Origin of the sequence: Xenorhabdus ehlersii (genome assembly GCF_003610465.1) — a bacterium.
In the GTDB taxonomy this organism is placed as follows: domain Bacteria; phylum Pseudomonadota; class Gammaproteobacteria; order Enterobacterales; family Enterobacteriaceae; genus Xenorhabdus; species Xenorhabdus ehlersii.
Genome location: NZ_RAQI01000001.1, coordinates 607,452 through 627,668 on the forward strand (window position 1 = coordinate 607,452; position 20,217 = coordinate 627,668).

Annotated in this window: 14 protein-coding genes and 4 pseudogenes; 10 read left to right on the forward strand and 8 right to left on the reverse strand. The window is 40.1% G+C overall.

The annotated features are described in order from the left end of the window. Nucleotides 1-7 precede the first annotated feature (7 nt). The 5 genes from BDE27_RS02895 to BDE27_RS02910 all read left to right on the forward strand — a co-directional run bounded on the left by BDE27_RS02895 (nucleotide 8) and on the right by BDE27_RS02910 (nucleotide 7,756). Nucleotides 8-4,303: an RHS repeat-associated core domain-containing protein gene (locus BDE27_RS02895; protein WP_244208664.1), complete on the forward strand. Its 4,296-nt coding sequence runs from the start codon at nucleotides 8-10 to the stop codon at nucleotides 4,301-4,303. Between the two features lie 2 nt (nucleotides 4,304-4,305). Further along, entirely contained in the window at nucleotides 4,306-5,346 is a 1,041-nt protein-coding gene (locus BDE27_RS02900) for a hypothetical protein (RefSeq protein WP_120211299.1), read from the forward strand. A gap of 1,016 nt (nucleotides 5,347-6,362) precedes the next feature. Beyond that, entirely contained in the window at nucleotides 6,363-7,232 is an 870-nt protein-coding gene (locus tag BDE27_RS02905; RefSeq protein ID WP_099132540.1) for an integrase domain-containing protein, read from the forward strand. Nucleotides 7,233-7,249: 17 nt separating this feature from the next. Continuing rightward, the gene (locus BDE27_RS19200) at nucleotides 7,250-7,468 is read left to right on the forward strand and encodes a hypothetical protein (protein WP_143707524.1); all 219 of its coding nucleotides are present in this window, start codon (nucleotides 7,250-7,252) and stop codon (nucleotides 7,466-7,468) included. A gap of 21 nt (nucleotides 7,469-7,489) precedes the next feature. Beyond that, complete coding sequence (locus BDE27_RS02910; protein WP_099132541.1) at nucleotides 7,490-7,756, forward strand: helix-turn-helix domain-containing protein; 267 nt, start codon at nucleotides 7,490-7,492, stop codon at nucleotides 7,754-7,756. Nucleotides 7,757-8,824: 1,068 nt separating this feature from the next. On the opposite strand, the pseudogene BDE27_RS20340 reads toward BDE27_RS02910, so the two are convergent. From BDE27_RS20340 to BDE27_RS02955, 8 genes and pseudogenes are all read right to left on the reverse strand, one after another. Beyond that, a pseudogene (locus tag BDE27_RS20340) lies at nucleotides 8,825-9,457 on the reverse strand (IS1 family transposase). Between the two features lie 83 nt (nucleotides 9,458-9,540). Then, entirely contained in the window at nucleotides 9,541-11,379 is a 1,839-nt protein-coding gene (locus BDE27_RS02925) for a hypothetical protein (protein WP_099132567.1), read from the reverse strand. A 15-nt stretch (nucleotides 11,380-11,394) separates the two neighbouring features. Continuing rightward, entirely contained in the window at nucleotides 11,395-13,884 is a 2,490-nt protein-coding gene (locus BDE27_RS02930; RefSeq protein ID WP_167450526.1) for an ATP-binding protein, read from the reverse strand. A gap of 370 nt (nucleotides 13,885-14,254) precedes the next feature. After that, a pseudogene (locus tag BDE27_RS02935) lies at nucleotides 14,255-14,494 on the reverse strand (IS5 family transposase); the annotation flags it as partial. A 244-nt stretch (nucleotides 14,495-14,738) separates the two neighbouring features. After that, nucleotides 14,739-15,896, reverse strand: coding sequence for a tyrosine-type recombinase/integrase (locus BDE27_RS02940; RefSeq protein WP_244208706.1), 1,158 nt, complete (start codon nucleotides 15,894-15,896; stop codon nucleotides 14,739-14,741). Then, nucleotides 15,779-16,117 carry a helix-turn-helix domain-containing protein gene (locus tag BDE27_RS19755; protein WP_244208665.1) on the reverse strand — a complete coding sequence of 113 codons (339 nt, stop codon included), beginning with the start codon at nucleotides 16,115-16,117 and terminating at the stop codon, nucleotides 15,779-15,781. The genes BDE27_RS02940 and BDE27_RS19755 overlap by 118 nt, the downstream gene beginning before the upstream one ends. 209 nt (nucleotides 16,118-16,326) lie before the next feature. Beyond that, the gene (locus BDE27_RS02950) at nucleotides 16,327-16,512 is read right to left on the reverse strand and encodes a hypothetical protein (protein ID WP_099132547.1); all 186 of its coding nucleotides are present in this window, start codon (nucleotides 16,510-16,512) and stop codon (nucleotides 16,327-16,329) included. Then, nucleotides 16,509-17,041, reverse strand: a pseudogene (locus BDE27_RS02955) (phage N-6-adenine-methyltransferase). Before BDE27_RS02955 ends, BDE27_RS02950 begins: the two are co-directional and overlap by 4 nt. An 88-nt stretch (nucleotides 17,042-17,129) precedes the next feature. Here BDE27_RS02955 and BDE27_RS02960 point away from each other — a divergent pair. From BDE27_RS02960 to BDE27_RS02980, 5 genes and pseudogenes are all read left to right on the forward strand, one after another. Beyond that, nucleotides 17,130-17,378: pseudogene (locus tag BDE27_RS02960) on the forward strand (DUF1364 domain-containing protein); the annotation flags it as partial. 1 nt (nucleotide 17,379) lies between these two features. Continuing rightward, on the forward strand, nucleotides 17,380-17,739 hold the full coding sequence (locus tag BDE27_RS02965) for a RusA family crossover junction endodeoxyribonuclease (protein WP_099132549.1): 360 nt from the start codon (nucleotides 17,380-17,382) through the stop codon (nucleotides 17,737-17,739). Nucleotides 17,740-17,786: 47 nt separating this feature from the next. Then, on the forward strand, nucleotides 17,787-18,590 hold the full coding sequence (locus BDE27_RS02970; RefSeq protein ID WP_099132550.1) for an antitermination protein: 804 nt from the start codon (nucleotides 17,787-17,789) through the stop codon (nucleotides 18,588-18,590). Nucleotides 18,591-18,793: 203 nt separating this feature from the next. Then, nucleotides 18,794-18,994: a hypothetical protein gene (locus BDE27_RS02975; protein ID WP_099125736.1), complete on the forward strand. Its 201-nt coding sequence runs from the start codon at nucleotides 18,794-18,796 to the stop codon at nucleotides 18,992-18,994. A gap of 108 nt (nucleotides 18,995-19,102) precedes the next feature. Continuing rightward, nucleotides 19,103-20,140, forward strand: coding sequence for a DNA-methyltransferase (locus BDE27_RS02980; protein WP_099132551.1), 1,038 nt, complete (start codon nucleotides 19,103-19,105; stop codon nucleotides 20,138-20,140). Nucleotides 20,141-20,217: the final 77 nt, after the last annotated feature.

Consider the following 20,217-nt stretch of genomic DNA (forward strand, 5'->3'; position numbering starts at 1 on the left):
GAATATTATGCCAGAAGCGGCAAGGCTTGGGGATACGATAGGTCATTCCAGTGCAATGGCCGGGTTAGTTGCAGGTACGATTATTGGTTCATTGATTTCAGCCGCAGGCGGGATTGCCGCAGGTTTTCTTTTTGTGGCTGGAGTAGCCGCCTCCTGTGTCGGGGTTGGTGTTTTGTTGATCGGCCTTTCCATTGCGGTGGGAATGGCAGCAGGTTCGTTAGGGAATATGGCACGCGATGCCTGTGTTTCGGCAGGTGCTTCGTCACGAAGTCCCAGCGGAACCATTACCAGTGGTTCCACGAATGTTCTTATCAATAATAAACCGGCTGCAATCGCAAAACGAAGTATGGTGGTTTGTAGCAAAGAGATCGGTCCCCGCCAGATGGCACAAGGCTCTGATTCCGTCTTCATTAATGGATTACCTGCCTCACGGGTAGGAGATAAAACGACCTGTGATGCGGCCGTAATGACGGGTTCTTCAAATGTTATTATTGGTGGAGGAACAAAGACAGAAGCAAAAATTACTCCAGAAATTCCCCAATTGGCTTATAACATCTCAGACGCAACTATGTTTTTGGCTGGATTTACCAGTTTCGGTGGAGCAGCATATAAGGCATTAGGTGCATTGCCAAAGCTGTTCAGTAAAATCCCGAATGCAGCCAAAATTAGTAAGACTCTTTGCCGATTAAGTAATTTAGCGGTTGGTGCTTCACTTGTAGGTATCATGTCAAGACCAGTTGAAGTCATTGCCGGTCAGAAATTCCTTAATGACGACGATGAATTGGATTTTGTTTTTGAAGCTGAATTCCCGTTGTACTGGCAGCGTAGCTATTTGAGCAGTTATCAGTATGACAGTGTGCTGGGGCAGGGCTGGAATCTGTTCTGGGAAAGTCGATTAACTCGCGTGGAAGAAGGTATTCTCTGGCGTAATTTATCCGGGGATATTATCCCGTTCCCGGATGTACCGGAAGGCCATTGCTGTTTCTGCCCTGATGCACAAAGCTGGCTGATACACACCGAAGGCGGAGAATGGGAAATCCATGATGCAGGTGAGCTGGTTTATTACTATATCGCCTTTGATAATGATGGTATCAGCCGGTTAAGCCATATCCGTGATAATGTCGGCAATGAACAGCGGTTCCATTACAACGACCAGCATCAGATGATTAATATCACGGGGTGCGGTGGAATGAATCTGCACTGTGATTATGCAGTCATAGAAATCGATGGCAAAACGGTTTCCCGATTAAGCAGGGTCTGGCGGGAGCTGTATAACGGTCAGCGCATTCGCCTTTGTCACTATGATTATGATGACAATGCCCGTCTTGTTGGCATCAATCACCGCAGTGACCATTTCCAACGTCAATTCGGCTGGACAGATCACGGCATCATGGCGTGGCATGTGGACAAACGTGGCCTGCGCTGTGATTATGAATGGGAACTGACCGAAGATGGGCTATGGCGCGTTATCAGCCAGAAAACCAATGAGGGTGCAAGTTACCGACTGGATTATGATGATAAAAATCTGATCCGCACCGCACACTGGTATGATGGTTCCCACTCCATCTGGGCACTCAACGAAGAACATCAGATTATTCACTGTGTTGATCGTAATGGGACTGAGCACCATATCTTATGGGATGAATTCGGTCTGCCAAACGGATACAAAGATGCTGAAGGTCATACCCGGCAGGGAGAATGGGATAAATTCGGCCGTCTCCTGAGTCTGACCGATGGCAACGGTGACAAAACGCAGTGGCAATATCAAAATGACACTGACAGATTGACTTTTATTTTCTGGCCGAATGGTGCAGAAATGTCGCTGGATTATGATGAATTCGGTCGCCTAATCAGTGAAACCTCACCACTTAAGCAAACCATTCTTTTTCATTACAGCCCAAATACCCTACGGCCTTATCAACGCATTGATGCCAAAGGCGGAGAAAGCCGTTTTATGTGGAATGGTCAGGGGCAGTTGATCCGCCATACCGACTGTTCAGGCCAGAGCAGCGACTGGCAGTACGACAATGAGAATCGGCTGAGCCGCTTTACTAATGCCCTGATGGAAGCTGTCCGCTATAGCTATAACGATGATGGTCAGTTGGTGCTTGTTACCTATCCCGATGGTTCAACAGAGCAGATGAACTGGGATAGTGCCGATCAACTTATTCATCACCAGCGTAATGAGAATGTCTCTCATGCTTGGGAATACAACACATTAGGACAAATCGTCTGTACAACAGACCGCCTGCAACGGCAGGTTCGTTACCAATACAGTCCCGAAGGGCATCTGGTGCAGATTGAGAATGCTAATGGTGGCCGTTATCTGTTGAATCGTGATGCTGAAGGGCGCTTGATTGAAGAAATTCGCCCTGACGATACATTGATCCAGTATGAATACAATATTGCTGGTTTGTTGAGTACTGAAAAACGGATGGGAGATCGAGTATTTCGGCAACCAGTGCGCCCGGTTTATCTGCATTACGATGCGGCGGGTAATCTTATCAAAAGGGAAACTGATACCGACAGCTACCAGTATCAGTGGGATAATATGGGGCGTTTGTTGGAAGCGAATCGTGTTCCTAATGCCTCCGGGAAACAGTTAGGATTGCTTCCGAATACGATTAGCTTTGAATATGATATGCTGGGGCGCGTGATTAGGGAGCAGAACGGCGAGGACGTGACCCAGTTCAGTTATGATGAAATGGATAATCTGACTGAATTGACTCTTCCGCAGGGTGATACTCTGCGTTGGCTCTACTATGGTTCCGGTCATCTCAGCGCTATTCGCCATAATCAACAGATGATTACGGAATTTGAACGTGACAACCTGCATCGTGAAACCTGCCGGACACAAGGTAAATTATTTCAGTTTCGTGAATATGATCCATTAGGACGTCGCATCAGCCAATACAGCGTCAGGGATAAATCAGCATCCATCGAACAGGGCAAACCGTGGCGGGCATGGCATTATGACAGGCAGGATGATCTGTGTCTGATGGAAGATCATTACCGTGGTTGGGTGGAATACCTGTATGACTCTGAAAGCCGACTGAAAAAAGTCACCAGCGTAGACAGTTTTGAGGAAATGCTGTGGTACGACCGTGCAGATAACCTGCTCGAACATCCACAATCTATAATGGAAAAAGAGGCGGAAGAGAATAAACACCTGACACCACAAGGCGACAGGCTGACGCAGTGGAATCAGTGGCGTTATGAGCATGATGCACATGGAAATGTTATTACTCGTGGAACAAGCATCGGTAACAAGCAAACGTATCGTTATGATGGCGATAATCGTCTGATTATTGCCGAAGGCAACGGAATGAAGGCCTGTTATCATTATGATGCACTGGGTCGGCGTATTCGCAAGGTAGTCACTACATGGCCGACAGGTACGCTTCAGCAAGAACAAACGGATTTTGTTTGGTACGGCCTGAAATTGTTGCAGGAACACAACGTCAACACAGGCAAAACCCAGACCTATTGCTACGAATCCGATGGTAGCTACATGCCATTATCCTGTATTGTTGTTAAAGGTTCTGTGTGTAATTATTTTTGGTATCACGCGGATGTTAATGGTGCGCCATTGGAAGTCACCGATGAAGAAGGCAAAATTGCGTGGTCAGGTAAATATGATGCCTTTGGTGCGGTTAACAGTATCACGGTAGCATTTTTTACTGATAAGGAACGTTCACCGAAAAATTTTGACCAGAATCTACGTTATGCCGGGCAATATTTTGACAAAGAGACGGGGCTGCACTTCAATACTTATCGGTATTATGCGCCTGAAATTGGTAGATTTATCACGCCTGATCCTATTGGTCTAAACGGTGGGTTAAATGTTTATACATATGCACCGAATCCAATAAACTGGATAGATCCTTGGGGATTAGCTAAAGATAAAACCTATACTGTTACCCGAAATATGAATGCCGCAGAAGCAGAAAAAACAAGAAATGCGGGAGGATTAGTTCCGGGTGAAACAAATGGAGTTCCTGATAGAAGAGCTAAATGGGTTAATATTGATGGCGCTAATTATGATAGAACGACGAATCCAAAACCAACACATACAGCAACTCTTGAAGTCACAAAAGAGGGATATGATATGTTGAACAGCAAAGATGTTGTTGAAGCTGGACAAGAATCTAAACAGACAGGAAAAATACTACATAAACCAACAAATGAACCCGGTGCAAGGGGAATAGGTCGTGACTTATTAGATAAATTTAATAAAACGATAAAGAAAATAAGTGTAAATCCTATATCAACTTGTGGCGGTAATAAAAAGAGAAGGAAATAAAAATGGAGCTAGCACCATTTTTTCAGCAGTACATTGATTTTAAATGTAGTGAATCCCCTGTTTCTAGTAAACTTGATAAGTTTGAATATTACCAATGTGAAAGTGGCGGGACTGAACTGTTCTTTATTGAAAGTGATGATATTGTCTTTCCAGAATGGAACTATCACTTATTTCCAGAAGATCCTCATTACTATAAAGAGTGTAACTGGAAACCTATTTTATCTGAGAGATTTGGAAATGTAAATTTATATGATGAACAAGTCTTCTTATATCTATTATTCACTATAAATAGTGTTACATCTATTGTTGAAATAAATCCCAATAATAGATCTAGAGATTTTGTGAAAAATTATTCATTTTTACAACTTTCTAAAATAAACAGTTTTTCATCTATTTCCAAAAGAGATAAAAATAAATTAAGAAATTTATTTTTTTATTCATTTTTGTATTCACATCCTGTTAACTACGAAACCTTATATGCGTTTTCAATTAGAAATGGTGATGTTTTTCATATTAAAAGTGGTGTGTTAGTTAAGGATTATTTTGATGCCTATTATGACTTCTTTGTTAATAACTATGAAAAGTATAAAAGCAAAATCCCAATTACAATTGATGAACTAATAAGTTGTAAGAAATTAACTGCTTTATTGTTGGATAATGTTGAAGGGAAATGTAATGGACTTAACTTACCAAGTGGATATAACGATAATGGAATTATTGAGGTCATTAATAATTTTGATGGTCTTATTAAGATTTACAACCAAGATAAAGGAATGTTTTATGATGAGTTAAAAAAACATTTATTGAACAATAATAGAGAAAACATCTTTGTTGATTTTTTATTGCAAAATTATGTTTGTTATATTCTTTATTCTGATATGGATGAAATTAATAATTTCTTAGACTGCTTTTCAAAAGAGTTTGATTTATGTGGTGTTTTGATAAATAAAATTTTTTACAATCCAATTTTTATAAAAAAAATACTCATCGATCAAAAAAAAGAACTTATCTTCATATGGCCGAGTGCTTTGTTTCTTAGATGAGGAAACGATTAACATATATAGTCATGATTGAGTTTTGATTTATCCTTTATCTTTAGCGACTCACTATTTTTCCATTTAAAAATATGAGTCGCTATAAATTTTAGAGATAATAGTCTATCGATACCTTTTTAATGTCAAAAATTTCTCTTGTCGCAATTCAAAAAAATCGCTAATCTGAACCGACTACTCACCATCACAGATGGTTACTTAGCTGTAATGGCAAAAAACTCCCGTAGCCTGAAAGGGAGAGCAAGATTGCGGTACATCTGCGCACTTTTGGAAGCAGATATCATCAAACATAAACCCCTTGTTTGACGATGAAAATCCCTTAAACTAAAAAAGACCTCAGAAGGGTGTTTTTATCTTGTCACCCAAGTGTATTGAACGTTGGGTCATGCACTTATTTTTCATACCAACATCAGGCTATGCCTCCGTTTGGCTTTGACCTTATGAGCGATGTTTTGATCCCATTTCATGTCATAAACATCACGTGGGTTTCACGCATCTGGTTCATATTCTTACTATCTCTGCTTGAATGATTCAGCGGACAGATTTTCTACACACAAACAATTAATCCATAGCTACCGTTTGACATCGGATCCTGCACCGTTTTGCTGTGCCTATCGGCATTTCAACGTCCGCACGACTTTTGCTGACTATTTGCTGAATTTAAGGCGTCACTTTTTGTCGGTTTACCGCTGAAAGTGACGCCGCAGCCAAAGAACCACACAACCATTACAGGCTCATGCCTGCTTAACCACACAGTGAATCTGACACTGCATTTTTAGATTGAAAAAGGAGAACTTGACGATATAGAGGCTGGCTTTTTTGCCAGTGGGGATGACCTGTTTATACAGGCGGCAGTACCGCGTACTCAACCGATACCCCGCAATACCTCAACCTGCGTTCACTCTGGCGCACAGATATCCGTCAAGGGCAAGGCAGATACTTTTTGTTTTGCCGCATTGTCGCGCGCCAGAGACCGTAGGTTGTCAGATATCAGTAAGGGGAAGCTAATGAGCCGATTGATTAAGGAATTAAAATTTTTTGCCCGGAAAGGTGGAGGCAGTCATAAGACCTGTCACGACCGTATTCGGATCGCCGGGCGTTTGGGTGCGTTGTTATTGAGCCTGAATATTCAGGTGAAAAGCCTCAGTAATTTGAAAGCCAAACATGTAGAACAGTATGTTGATGCTCGCTTATCTCAGGGGATTGCCAAACGAACGGTGCAAAATGAAATGTCCGCACTGCGTAATATCTTCCACATGGCAGGCCGGGAAAAATTGGAAACTTCGCCCCGTTTAAGTAATCAAGCATTGGGATTAAGCGGAACCAGCCGCGCCGGAACGAAACAGGCGCTCCCTGATGCTACGTTTCAGATTGTTTATCTGAAAGCGCTTGAGCGTGATGCCGGATTTGCCATCACATTGAAACTTGCCCGTTTGATGGGATTACGTTCTCAAGAAGCGGTGCAATGCAGCGCTTCATTGAAAAGCTGGCGAAAACAATTAGATCAACCAGAACCGAAACTTCATATTGTTTTTGGTACAAAAGGAGGCCGGCCAAGGCAAACACGCGTATTGGATATCGCAGTAGTAAAAGAGGCTATTGAACAGGCAATTGTTGTTGCAGAGCAACGAGGTGGCAGACTGATTGATAAACCCGACCTCAAGCAGGCCATGAATTACTGGCGGACACATACCACAAGGATTGGTTTAACAGGCTGTCATTCTCCCCATAGTTTGCGCTATGCGTGGGCGCAAGATGCGCTGAGTTTTTATCAACAGAATGGCTTTAGCCAGCAGGAAGCACGGGCACTGGTTTCAATGGATTTGGGGCATGGTGATGGTCGCGGGCGTTATGTAGAACGTGTTTATAGTCGTTAAACTTAGCCGTTCAGTTATTGAGTAAGCTAAAACAATCAGTTAAAGTATTCCCGCCATTAGCAAAATCTAATGGTCAAGGCGTCGCGGCCTTGTGTAACTATACACTGGTAGGAAGTTTCTACCAGTGCGCCTGTTATCACCTTTTCAATGGTGGTTCAGGCAGGGAAGGCTTCGGCCTTGCCGGTCATAGTTACCCGGTCCGCGAACCCTGTCTGAATCGCCACCATCAATATTAATTAATGGAAGGGGTAGCAGGAATGAATAACAACATTAGAAATGACTGGCATCAAGCCGATATTATTGCTGCATTACGTAAGCGTGGTACAACCTTAGCGGCGGTTTCCCGTGAAGCGGGACTCAGTTCATCGACACTGGCAAATGCTTTCAGCAGACCATGGCCGAAAGGCGAATGGATAATTGCGAATTATCTTGGTATCCATCCCTCTGAAATTTGGCCGAGTCGGTATTTTGATAAGAAAGGTCAACTTATTGAGCGTAAGGTTCGCAAAGCTTCTACTGAATAGTTTGATGCCAATGAAATAAGCCATGAGATAAAATGATCTTTGCGGTTATTGGTTTTATGCTCATGGCTATATATTTTTGTTAAGTTATTTTATAAATATAAATTATTAAGGAATGTATTTTGAAACGTTATCAAAGATCACCCGCATTCTCAAAAATAAAACGGATAATAAAAATTATGCTAGAAATATGAATAATTGGTGGGGAAGTTTACAGAATTATTCAATTGCGCAATGGTCATTATTAGTTGGTATAGGATGTTGGGGAGTTCTAAATAAAAAATTCAAATGGTTGCTTTCCTATTTAGCTTGGTGTTCTTCTTTGATAAGGTTTTTCCATTGGTTATAAATCTAATTTCAAAAAAATAGAAAAGAACATAAAGGGAAAATAATAAATTCATATATATCTGATTGTGAAAGAGAAGTTTTATTTAAAAAATTAGATAATGTAAGAATATTTAGAAGTGCTTGAAATTCTCGGTATGTATTTAAACAGAACTGGAAATTTATATTAGGATATGCTTTTCTTGCAATTTTATTTACCAATTGATTGTGAATTATTTAAATGAAAATATTGATTATGTAATTAATGTGTTGAAGTATATGATTTAAGTGAAAGTTTATGATTGGATTTTTACTAAAATTTATATGCACTATTGCATTCACATAATAAGTACAATGCATTATATATTTTGAATGTTTGAATATATATTTAAATTGGAAATTTTTGGTTGTTTTTATATTATAATAATTTCAGTTTAATGGAGGAGATCAAATTTTTTGGATTCTAGTAGGAATCCCAAGTCATAGATTAATAAAACTCTGTTGTTGTATCCAGAGTAAATTAGGAAGATATTTTTACGTGAACTTTGCCATCATCCTTTATAGAAAAATCCCTATTGAAACTTGCACGTTTAAATTCCAGCAATAAAATATTGGAATTTTCCTGATCATTGAGATTCAGTGTGGCTATTTTCTTATTAGTAAAAATTTTGCTAAATTATTTTTCATTTAAATATTCAATAAGAACCGCAATGTTTTCGGTCATGTATTAAATAGTTAGATCTCTTATTAAAAATAGTTCTCACGCTCAATGAAAGTACCAATCACTTTATCGTGCATTTCCTCTGATTTAGAATACCCTATCGTTTTTCGATTCAGTCTTTTTATCCGAGTTCGATGCGTTAAATTGTTTCGTTCTAAACGTTGGGTGAATGTCTTCCCGGTCAGGTATTCTTCTTCTGGGAGGCTGTCATACACAGCATAATCATCCGTACAACAGGGCGCGATCACACTATTTTAGGTGCTTTTCGAAGATGATTGTTTCTTAAATATCAAATTTAATAGTGTTTTTATCGAGTGAAATTTAATCACAAAAGTAATTCATTACACTCTTTTAGCAAACAAAAATGTTATCCCCGTCTCAAGAGGAAGCGTCGTCACGTTTCGGAGGGTAAGTTTTTAGCGTTGTCATGCGGTGCTTGTGGCCACTTTCAAGACATGGGCGGTGTCGCGGATCCCTCCGTTATTCATTGCCATATCGATAGTCTGTTCTTTAACACCGAGTTTACAGGCTTGATGGGTGTATTCCAACTGAAAGACCTTACAGCAGGCATAACAGCGATAACGGGGATGGCCGCCATTTCCTTTTCCATGCCCTTTGACATGTTCTGATGTGTGACAATAAACGTCAACTTTAGCCATACTCCACCATTAAAAAGTTAGAGCATATCACAATAACTAACTATTCAATACATGACCGAAATAAGCATGCCCCTCCATTATTTTTAATTTAATTTATGTTCTAATTTATTTATATCTTCACTATTATAACTACGACTTAGAGCATTTAGCAGAGTAGCGTTTATAACTTTAAACAAACTATCCTTATGATCTAACTCACTTAGTTCCAATCCAACGCATTGTAACGATGGGGTAACTGGATCAGCGCTTAACACATCATGCTCAAAAGAATGGAAGCTATAGAGATTACCCTGCGAATCTGGGTATAATATTGTAAATGCATCAACAACCGTTGAACCACTCCCTTTCAAGTGTATTCCGTGAACATATTTCATCGTACACTCAGGCAAATACTTCTCCACAGCCAATTTATCACTAGTATATTTAGCATCTAAAACAAGTAGCTTACGTGAACCATTTGGTAATTTAATTTCAATAACTATATCTGGGCTTCGATGAGAGTATCTATGTGAATGTTCTCGCTTTCGAATGCCTGTTTTCGTGGAAATAAGACCTTCAGTATTAATAAAGTTTGAATCTGCCACATTGCGATTTTTACTCATCCAATAAATAGGCTCACGAAATAATGTTATTTCATTTCCAATACTATCCTCCCAGTAATTACCTATTTTATGTTTACCATCAAAAATATCAGATAACGCTTCAGCTACTCTATAAAAAGAGTATGACTCAAATAAAATAGGAATACTTTTGATAGCAAATAAATTCTCATAAACTGACCAATCAGGAGAGCTTTTTTCAAACCAATTGATAAAATTAATAAAAATAGAACGATAAGAGGTATTTGCCGCAGCCTTTGGTGTAAGGATAGGTCTTTGTTTCAATACCTGACTAACTGGAAGATAATTATCTAAATGAAATTTTAACTTTGTAGCAGAACTAGCTAACTTCTCACACCTTGTTATTTGACTATTTAATAGATTCTTTCTAAATTTGTTAATTTGATCAAAAAATGAAGAGTATCCTTCTGGTTTTGGAGTTGATAACTTAGATGATTGAGGAAAAATATTATTGTATGAGGAAATTTGATTGGAAATTTCAACAATCAGAAGGTCTAAAAAACCATGAACGACCCAGTTTTCATAAACATCAGGATTTTCTTCGAGTTCTGACACTTGAAGCGAAGATGCTCTATACATTCTTGTGCCATATATTAAATGGGATTGATTTATATCATCGCACTCATCCAATACAGAGAGATTTGACATTAGCCAACCTAATGATGAATCATCAAAAATATTATAGTCATTAGGACTAATTATCTTCTGAACAGGTAAAAGTTTAGTTATAGGTTTTTTCAAAATCTCCGGTAATAAAGCGCAAACAAGTTGGAATGTATATTCCAATCGCTCCAAGTTACTTCGAGGAGAGTTTACTCCGTCTTTAAAGCCAGAATTATATTTCGTAGTTTGGAAAATAGAATGGAGTTCATCATCATTTAATTTTGCCAGATAAGATAACATATATTCTACATTTTGAGAATTAGCTTTAGATGCAAGTACTTCTATAGGCTGAAAGTTTATGAAATCAGGGTCATTGTAAGAATGACTAAAAAGTTTTACCGTAAACTCTGCAATGCCAAAATAATTAAAGAATAAGTACTCATACTGTTCTCCCCACCTACGTTTAGGTTTCCAAACAAAAACCGTACGCCCTTCTTCTTCGAGGATTTCCGTTGCTATGATCTGATGATCATACAACACAATCTCAGCTTCTGAATACGAACCTGTAACTTCTAGACGCAACTCTAATGCTTCATTTTCCTTTACCCACGAAGTAATGGAACTGTGTGAGCTTAGCTCACCCAATTGTATTACTAACCCACTACGACTACCTGAAAGTACTACAATCTCAAGTTGCATATTCACGTCCCGCATTTAAAAGTATGAGAAAGAGCTCGTAAACTCATTTCCACTAGTAATAATTCTTTCTAGTTGTGCGGATGACCTAGGGTAAGAACGCCCAAGAATATCCGAGAGTTCTTCTAAACGTTTCTTGAAGCCCTGACCATATCCCTCTATATGAGGTAATATATGTTGTTCAATTGAGAAGTCCATCGCAATCTCATTATCTAAAATAGGGCTAACAACGGAACAGTAATTCGTAATAGCATTAACCTTTCGCTTACTAATATGGACTAAATTGCCTAGTTTTGAGTCTCTTTTTGATAAATGTTCAATAATGCGATTCAATATTAAGTCATTTGCTTTTGATAATTCAACTTCTTCTCTAGGAGAGAATAGTTTATTTAAAGTCTCGGATCTTATTGTTCCTTCTAATATTTTTCCTGAGAAATTGTGTGCCATCTTATTCGAAATATCTAAATTTATAATAGGAGCCCTATCAATCAATCTAGGTGATAATCTTTCAGTTGTTGAATCATTATTTATAGTTGCAATAAACTTAACGGAATTATCAATTTTTATAAATCTTAGATCATCTTTTGGTATACCTGTATCTATAGCCCTTGAGCAATATTCGGCATCACATAGTCCAATAAAATCGGACCAATAATGCTCCATTGACGATAAATTTGCTTCATCTAGAAGTATTAACTTCTGAGCACCATTACTCTTATGCTGTAAAAAACTGTATAGCCCTGTACGCGATTCTTGGTAGACACCTTTAAGAGAGTTATAAAAGCCCAAAATATCTCGGCTTGATACCCAGCCGCGCCCTACAGGTACAAACAAAAAGTTTTTATCGCCCGCAGGGTTCCCTAAATGTAGAGACTCAGCAAGCCTCGTAGCAGTAGATGTTTTCCCCGTTCCAGGAGGGCCACTTAGAACTGTAAGGAAAGACTGATTAACTGAAACTATAAGATTGGTCATTTCCTCTTGAGAGAAATCTCTACCACCATCCTCGGAAAACTTAGAGCATAAACAATCAATCAGGTCTTCGGCTCGCTCAGGTTCATTACTAGTAAATACAACAGGCTTAGCATCAAACATTGTAGTATCTAGATATGACTGACCATTTAACACTTTATTAATAGCTTCCATTTCACCAATTTTTTTAGCAAGATCTTGGTTGTTTGTAGCCCTTAAAATATCTTGATATCCATCGGCAGTAGATTTGAGAACCATATTATGTTCTTCAAGATAATCTTTTCTTTTATTTAATTGTACAGCCTCATCAGCGACATTAAGTATATTAGTTCTTTTTTCGATATCTATGTTTATCTGGGCTAGCTTTTCTTTAGCCTTGTCAATTTCAGTTGAAAGTTTTAATTGTTTTTCTTCTAGTTTCTTCTTTATAGCATCTTCTTTTTCAGCTTCAAATTCAGCAATCTTATTCTCAACTTCACGCTTCTTGCTTTCAATTTTTTGTTCATATTCATGTAACTGAGTTTCTTTACTAATTAATGTTTCCTCAAGGCGACTCAGGCTGGAACGAATTCGACTTTCCTCTTGTTCAACATCATCTCTTACTTTTTCCAAATGTTCTTGCAAGAGTGAAGACTTATTATCCTCAATATACGTTTCTAAAAAACGCACTCCAGCATTTGTATTTAAATACTCTTTAATCAATGAATAACCAATATCAGACTCTGATAAGTACCGATCTAGTAAATTTTTTAAGCGCTCAATTCTTTCATATTGTTTAAAAATCTGATTGTTTTTTTCACTTTCAGCAATTATTTGTTGGAGACGCTGGGCTTCTTTTTTTCCTAAAGCTTGAGATTTCTTGCCAAAACCTTGAGCATTAACAACTTTAATTAATTGATCGTCAGAAAGATAATCAATACTTTTTGATTTATATTTTGAGATAGCTTTGAAAGACGATACATATAATGTTTCAACATTATTTTCAATAACTGTAACAAGTGCTTTATCTAAATCATCAACATCGAAGCACCCTAAAAAACCTTTTCCATAACTTAGTAATGAATGGACATGAGGTTCAATTATATAACGTTTGTCGTCATTTTGAGTACTCGTTAGCGGACCATATAAATCATTACCATCAAGAATAAAAAATGGCTGTTTTAACGGAATAACCTCCTGCGGTAGCATTCCATCTTGTTTATCCGGCAGGCTAGTTACTAATATTGGTAATAGCGTATTTTGAGCAAGATTTTCTGCATCAGAGCCCATAGCCCAGTATCGTGATTTTCCATCCTTTATACTTTTCGTCTCATCGTAAGAGTGGGTAGCTAATACGAATAAATCAGTTACTCCAAAACGCTCGTCAACACTGGGGAAACCCTTTGTAATCAGTATATCACTTGGATAATCCTGCCTACTTACAGGTCTAAAAACATCTGATTCAATTTCTACCAGAAGTGGGATTACAAACCCCTGATTCTCGTTTAACGCCGTTGATTTTTTTACGATAAGTTTTGGCAACGGATCTTGATGTCCCATAGGTAGCCTCATTAAATTACATAAAATACCAATTTTATACATTAGCTGATGTACGAGGAGATTCGCAAGTATTCGTTAATAATTTGACCCATGTTTTCAAAACGTTAAAAGGTAAAAGCCTGTATGTTATTCAATAAGAAGTCCATTAATTGCATTGTACCTGTTGCAGGCTACTTGATTGGGCCACATATCCTAGAGGTATCCAATATGCTCCCGAAGATAAATACCCAATCAACTCCTAGAATCATATGGCTAAAGATTGAACAACCGTTGGATTTGTAGGCATTACCATTCTTTTGTTGCACATGAACAAGCCGTCTGTACAGGATGCCATACTGAAGCAGTATACTGTGCAACTAGGCTGCGTCCCTTAATTATATAACCGCTTGTAAAAGAGTCGAATACAGCCTAATTTCACCATGGACAAATAGTTTCGGGCGGTTTTTTCGTAACAGGTTGCAATACGCCGATTTCCTTTCAGAAAACCGAAACAGCGTTCGACAACATTGCGGTCATGATAAGCCTGTTCATCAAATTGCGTGCGACTATCAGTACTGCCTTTTTCATTGATTTTATACGGAATAATGCTCTTGATCCTCAATTTACGCAGATATCTTGAAGTTATCATTGCATTTTTAGCAACATTTATGTTTTTGATGATATTTTTGCAATATTAAACGCAAAGCCTACTCTCAATTAATACTGATCAGAAAGCAATCTGGTAGACAGAGGCAAAATAATATGGGGGTATAGTTGGGGGTATTGTAGATAATTGAACAAAATAAAATTCATTAAAAATAATTAGTTAAATTACATTATCTAATCATGTAGGGGTACCATTTAAAATCAACATGTTACGCCAATCTCAGACCCGCTTGATTTTTTCCTTGTGTCGTATTTGTGTCGTTATCTTCAAAAAGTACATCAATTTTGCAGGCATGCTCACTCAAATGGTTGGGCGCTAAATGTGCATATCTTCTAACCATTTCGATTGATTCCCATCCGCCCATTTCTTGCAGTGCGGAAAGTGGAACCCCTGATTGTATCAACCAGCTTGCCCATGTGTGGCGTAGGTCGTGAAAACGAAAATCTTCTATGCCTGCTTTCTTAAGGCCAATATTCCAGGCACTATTGTCATCAACCCTCATTTTTCTCACTGCTGGGGTTAATGTTCCGTCTGGTCGGTGCTTGGCTTTGGTATGCACAAATACCCATCTTGAGTGCTTACCTATCTGATCCCGTAACACTCGGCATGCGGTATCATTCAGAGCTACGCCTATCGCTTTCCCCGCTTTTGCGTTCTCTGGATTTATCCATGCCACTTTTCTTTGCATATCGACCTGCTGCCACTCCAGATCGATGATGTTAGAACGCCTAAGTCCGGTTGCTAACGCAAAGATAACAATCGGCTTTATACTTTCAGGCATACACTCTATGAGCCTTGCGGCTTCATCTTTTGTCAGCCATCTTATGCGCTTACTGACGGGCTTCTTAGTTTTGATAACAGGCGCTGATTTAATCCAGTTCCACTCATTAGCAGTTGCCCTTAATAGCGATCTGATGAATGATAAATGCTGGCTTTTTGTTGCCTGACTAACAGGAATGGCCTCATACACAGGAGGTTTTTCCCCTTTTTTCAGCGCTGCATCTCTTTTACTCTCCCAGACTTGATAATGTTTACGATTCTTCATATTTGAAACTGCATCATAAATTTCATCTGCCGTTATTGTTGAAATATCGCGACCTGAAAAGTGTTGTAGGAAAAACTCAATCTTCGTTTTGTCATCATCAAGTGACCTTTTATGCTCTTTTTCCCTAAGCCAGCGAATGCAACACTCTTCAAATGTACGAGTTGGCAGATCATCAAGTTGGTCAACTCTCCAAGCCTCAGCTCTTAATTTGTCATACAACTCCTGCGCTTGCTTTTTGTCCCTCGTGCCAAGAGATTTCCTAACTCTCTTTCCTGACGGTGTAAAGAAATGACAGTGCCATATTCCGTTTCTTTGGGTGATTGACATGATTTACCTCCATTACGATCACCCTTGCTCGCTCCATGAGTTTGCATCGGGCTTTTAATATAAGCAAGAACAGCGGATTTTGTTGTTTTATATCCTTTGCCGATCCGTTTACCGTCTATAACTCCTGTAGCGATTAAACTGGCAACAGTTCTTGATGAGACGTTAAGCTCTTTCGCTGCCTTTTTTGTATCCCAAATGTCATCATCAATACCCATTATTTATCTCCTTCTGCAAATTCACTATATATTGACGTAACCAGTTCTTAGTTGTTGATTTTGCTCGCTGATGGTCAGTCATGATTAATTGAAAGTCGGGAACGTATTTATCGAGAATTGTGGTAACTGCGGTGTCGTCGTATTTAGGTAGGTTTTTAAGTTCATTCAGGCATTCCCTCGCCACAGCTCTCCTTGCGTTCTCGAATTCGTTAGTTATCGGTAAGTGTGGTTTTTATTTCCGAAGCTGGAAACTCAATATCATTTAATGCGTCCTGTACAATATCAGTTATGGACAAAACCAAACTTTCATCAGATAACTTGTCATCATCATAAAAATCACAAAACTCTTTAGCTGATTTACGAGATATTTCAATTGATATTTTTGGTATATTCACGTTATTTTCCTTATTTCGTTATTACCTATATTGAATAGGTGTTCTTTATCAACAGTGGTTATTAATTTTCGTGGGGTAATAAAAGAACGCCAAATTAAAAACATGGAGCCTTTTGTATTGGAATTTCTCTTTCTTTGTTCTACTGGTATAAATTGAACTCTTCCACCAGTTATTAACCGACCTCATCAACCGTCTCCAGCGCCAATTTAAACCAGCCCACAGAGGTATCAGCGGGAACCAGCATCACAATAGACTGGCATTGCTTCCTGCATTCGATAGCCGCTTTCTCTACCCACGGCCCAATATCAGAATACGGTGGATTGCACCAGATAGAGCCGTAACTCACCCAATCACATTCCAGTGCATTATCTCGTTCCGTGAGATAATGTTCACACAGGGTATTTTGAGCAGATGCAGCCGCATCTAGGGTGAATTTAAATTCGAGGTCGAGTGCTTTAAATAATGGGAGTGGAGTTTGCCATAAATCTTTAAATTCTGGCGGTGTATTACTTCCTCCGAAATCGCTCATAATCCTCCCCGCACTCCCGGCTACAGAATGCACCACATGTCGCTGGCTCCGTCTCGCACCATCGGCACATCCCGTTAATACTGGTTAATGCTGGTGGCCGGTTCCGGGTATTTGTAATGGCAACAGCGAGACAGTGGTTCTGGCTCATTATCGCATGGCAGGTATTAGTGGCATGGGAATGAAGCCGCATGATCTATTTGGCGCATGGGCCTGCTCTGCCTGTCATGATGAAATAGACCGCCGAACGACACTGACCGATATCGATTATGCACATCTCGCTCATCTGGAAGGGATGATCAGAACACAATCCATATTGTTATCGGAGGGCAAGATTTGACGTGAAAATCTATGACATCTTGCCTGTTCCCAAACCACGGATGACACAGGCAGACAGATGGCGAAAACGAAAGCCGGTATTAAATTACTACGCATTTAAGGACGAAATCAGGCTCAACAGCATTACTCTCCCTGAATCGCATTACCACATCACCTTTGTTATCCCGATGCCACCGAGCTGGAGCAAGAAAAAACGCACAGCGATGAACGGCAAGCCACACCAGCAAAAACCTGATAAAGACAATCTCGAAAAGGCATTGTTAGATGCTGTTTTTGATGATGACTCACGTGTCTGGGATGGTCGGGTGACGAAGGTCTGGGGAGAGAAGGGGCAGATCATTATCAGGGAGTTAGATGCATGACCTTCATTGAACTACACACAAGTACAGTATTGCCGGGGATAAAATAAATGAACCTAGAGAGCGCATTAAAATACCATTTCGCGAAATCCCCTTCATTGACCGATTCATCCAGAGCGACATCCAGTGAAACATTAACAGGCACTGATGTGATGGCGGCCTTCGGGATGTGTCAGAGTAAGGTGTCATTCGGCTACGCCGCGTTTACAGGAAAGATGGGGCTTAGCCGGAACGACAAGGAAAAGGCGATCAAACTACTGACTCAATATGGGATGAGGCGGTGCGATAAGGTGGCAGCCTTACGCAAGCTCAGTCCCAAGATTAAAGTCAAAGTCGTGCAAATACTGGCAAAATTCGCGTTTATGGATTATTCGCGCTCTGCGGCTAGCGTTACTGAATGTGAAAAATGCCGGGGTGTGGGGATTATTTACGCCAAAAAGGACGTTACAAAACATCCGGGCATTATTCGTCAAGATGGTAAAGTGATTATTGAACCTTGGGTTGAAACAGAGCAGGTTGGTGAGCTTTGTCAGAAATGCAGTGGGAAAGGATCTATTTCTTGCGCCTGTAAGGATTGCAAAGGGCGAGGAACGGCAATGGTTCAGGAAGAAACCGAAAGGCAAGGTGTGCCTGTTCGTAAGGCGTGTAAACGTTGCAGTGGTCGAGGATATGAACGAATCCCAGCTTCTAAAGCATTTAGGGCTGTCAGGGCGGTTACTGATGGTATCAGTGTTGCCACATTAGAAAAAACAGTAAAACCATTTTATGAAGACCTCATCCAAGAATGTGAAAGAGAAGAGACGAAAGCCAATAGCATGTTAAAGAAAGTTACCAGTGATTTTGGCGATGTTTGATAATCACAAACGGTTTCGTTTGACAAATTTCCGAAAACTGGGTAAATTTGACGCTAATAATGGGATACTCTGTCTTATCAAATAGAAGCCTCGCTCTTGCGAGGTTTTTTTATACCTGAAATAAACATAAGACTTGCTGTTGTCGTTGGTCAGAGTTACATGTGTGTTCACGCCGAATAACTGACCAAAGGTTTAAAATTATCATGCTAAAACATGAAGATATGACAACAACAGCCTCCTGCGTTTTAGAAACAGTGCCTCTGTATGACTGGGCGTCTGTTTCAGACATTTCTACCTTAACGGGGCTAACAAGGCCACGTTGCCAATTGCTTTTAACTCAATTTTGTCTGGCTGGTCTGATGGAAAGCCGGGACAATGAGACGTTTTTCAAACGTTGCCCATGATGGGGCAATGTCTTAAGCGGTGAAATGTAGGGCTGGTGATGCAATAACGCCAGCCTTCACCCTGTGGCTTTCCTGAGAATCAGTCAGCGTCGATGTATGGAATAGCCAGTGAATTTAAGTAGTACCACATTAATTAACGACGACTCTCTGAAATTTATCAAAACCCTGCCGGATAACTGTATCGACCTTATCGCGACTGACCCGCCTTACTTTCGGGTAAAAGACTGCAGCTGGGATAATCAGTGGAACGATGTGACGGCGTACCTTACGTGGCTGGATGAACTCCTGGCTGAATTCTGGCGGGTCCTGAAACCTAACGGTAGCCTGTATATGTTCTGTGGCTCTCGTCTGGCCTCGGATACCGAGCTGCTCGTGCGTGAACGCTTTAATGTGTTGAACCATATTATTTGGGCGAAACCATCCGGCCCGTGGCGCAGGCAGAATAAAGAAAGCCTGCGGATGTATTTTCCGGCTACGGAACGCATTATTTTTGCCGAACATTACCAAGGCCCTTATCACCCGAAAGGCGATGGCTACTCCCGCCAATGTCGGGAATTGAAACAGTCGGTGTTTAAGCCGCTAATCGATTATTTTCGTGATGCCCGGAAAGCGTTAGGCGTCACGGCAAAAGAAATTCACGCCGCCACCGGAAAGCAGATGGCCAGTCACTGGTTCAATGATAGCCAGTGGCAGTTACCCAATGAAGCGGATTATCAAAAACTGCAGGTGTTGTTTGACTGTATCGCTAAAGAAAAGCACCAGCGTGGCGAACTGAACAAGCCATACCCTGAGTTGGTTGAATCTCATCTTACCCTGTCGCGTCAGTATGACGAATTGCGGCAGGAGTACGGCTTAATGCGCCGTTCGTTCTCAGTCACGGCTGATGTGCCTTATACCGATGTCTGGCAGTTTGCGCCTGTGCAGTATTATCCGGGCAAACATCCCTGCGAAAAACCTGCTGATTTGATGACGCACATTATTCAGTCCAGTAGTCGGGAAGGGGATCTGGTCGCCGATTTCTTTATGGGTTCCGGAGCAACACTGAAAGCGGCGCTGAAACTCAATCGTCGTGTGTTGGGCGTGGAATTGGAAGAAGATCGGTTTCAGCAGACTGAGCAAGAGATTAACGATTTGTTGTTAACTTAGCGTTTACTACTCAATTATTGTAATTCCCCCGAATTCGAGGGAATTACAACTCATTGGAGCTACCCGATAGTTTGGAA

Coding starts and splice junctions, on each gene's coding strand:
- BDE27_RS02975 (WP_099125736.1), top strand. CDS start 18,794: ATGCTAAAACATGAAGATATGACAACAACAGCCTCCTGCGTTTTAGAA.
- BDE27_RS02930 (WP_167450526.1), bottom strand. CDS start 13,884: ATGGGACATCAAGATCCGTTGCCAAAACTTATCGTAAAAAAATCAACG.
- BDE27_RS02910 (WP_099132541.1), top strand. CDS start 7,490: ATGAATAACAACATTAGAAATGACTGGCATCAAGCCGATATTATTGCT.
- BDE27_RS02970 (WP_099132550.1), top strand. CDS start 17,787: ATGAACCTAGAGAGCGCATTAAAATACCATTTCGCGAAATCCCCTTCA.
- BDE27_RS02925 (WP_099132567.1), bottom strand. CDS start 11,379: ATGCAACTTGAGATTGTAGTACTTTCAGGTAGTCGTAGTGGGTTAGTA.
- BDE27_RS02905 (WP_099132540.1), top strand. CDS start 6,363: ATGAGCCGATTGATTAAGGAATTAAAATTTTTTGCCCGGAAAGGTGGA.
- BDE27_RS02895 (WP_244208664.1), top strand. CDS start 8: ATGCCAGAAGCGGCAAGGCTTGGGGATACGATAGGTCATTCCAGTGCA.
- BDE27_RS19755 (WP_244208665.1), bottom strand. CDS start 16,117: ATGGGTATTGATGATGACATTTGGGATACAAAAAAGGCAGCGAAAGAG.
- BDE27_RS02900 (WP_120211299.1), top strand. CDS start 4,306: ATGGAGCTAGCACCATTTTTTCAGCAGTACATTGATTTTAAATGTAGT.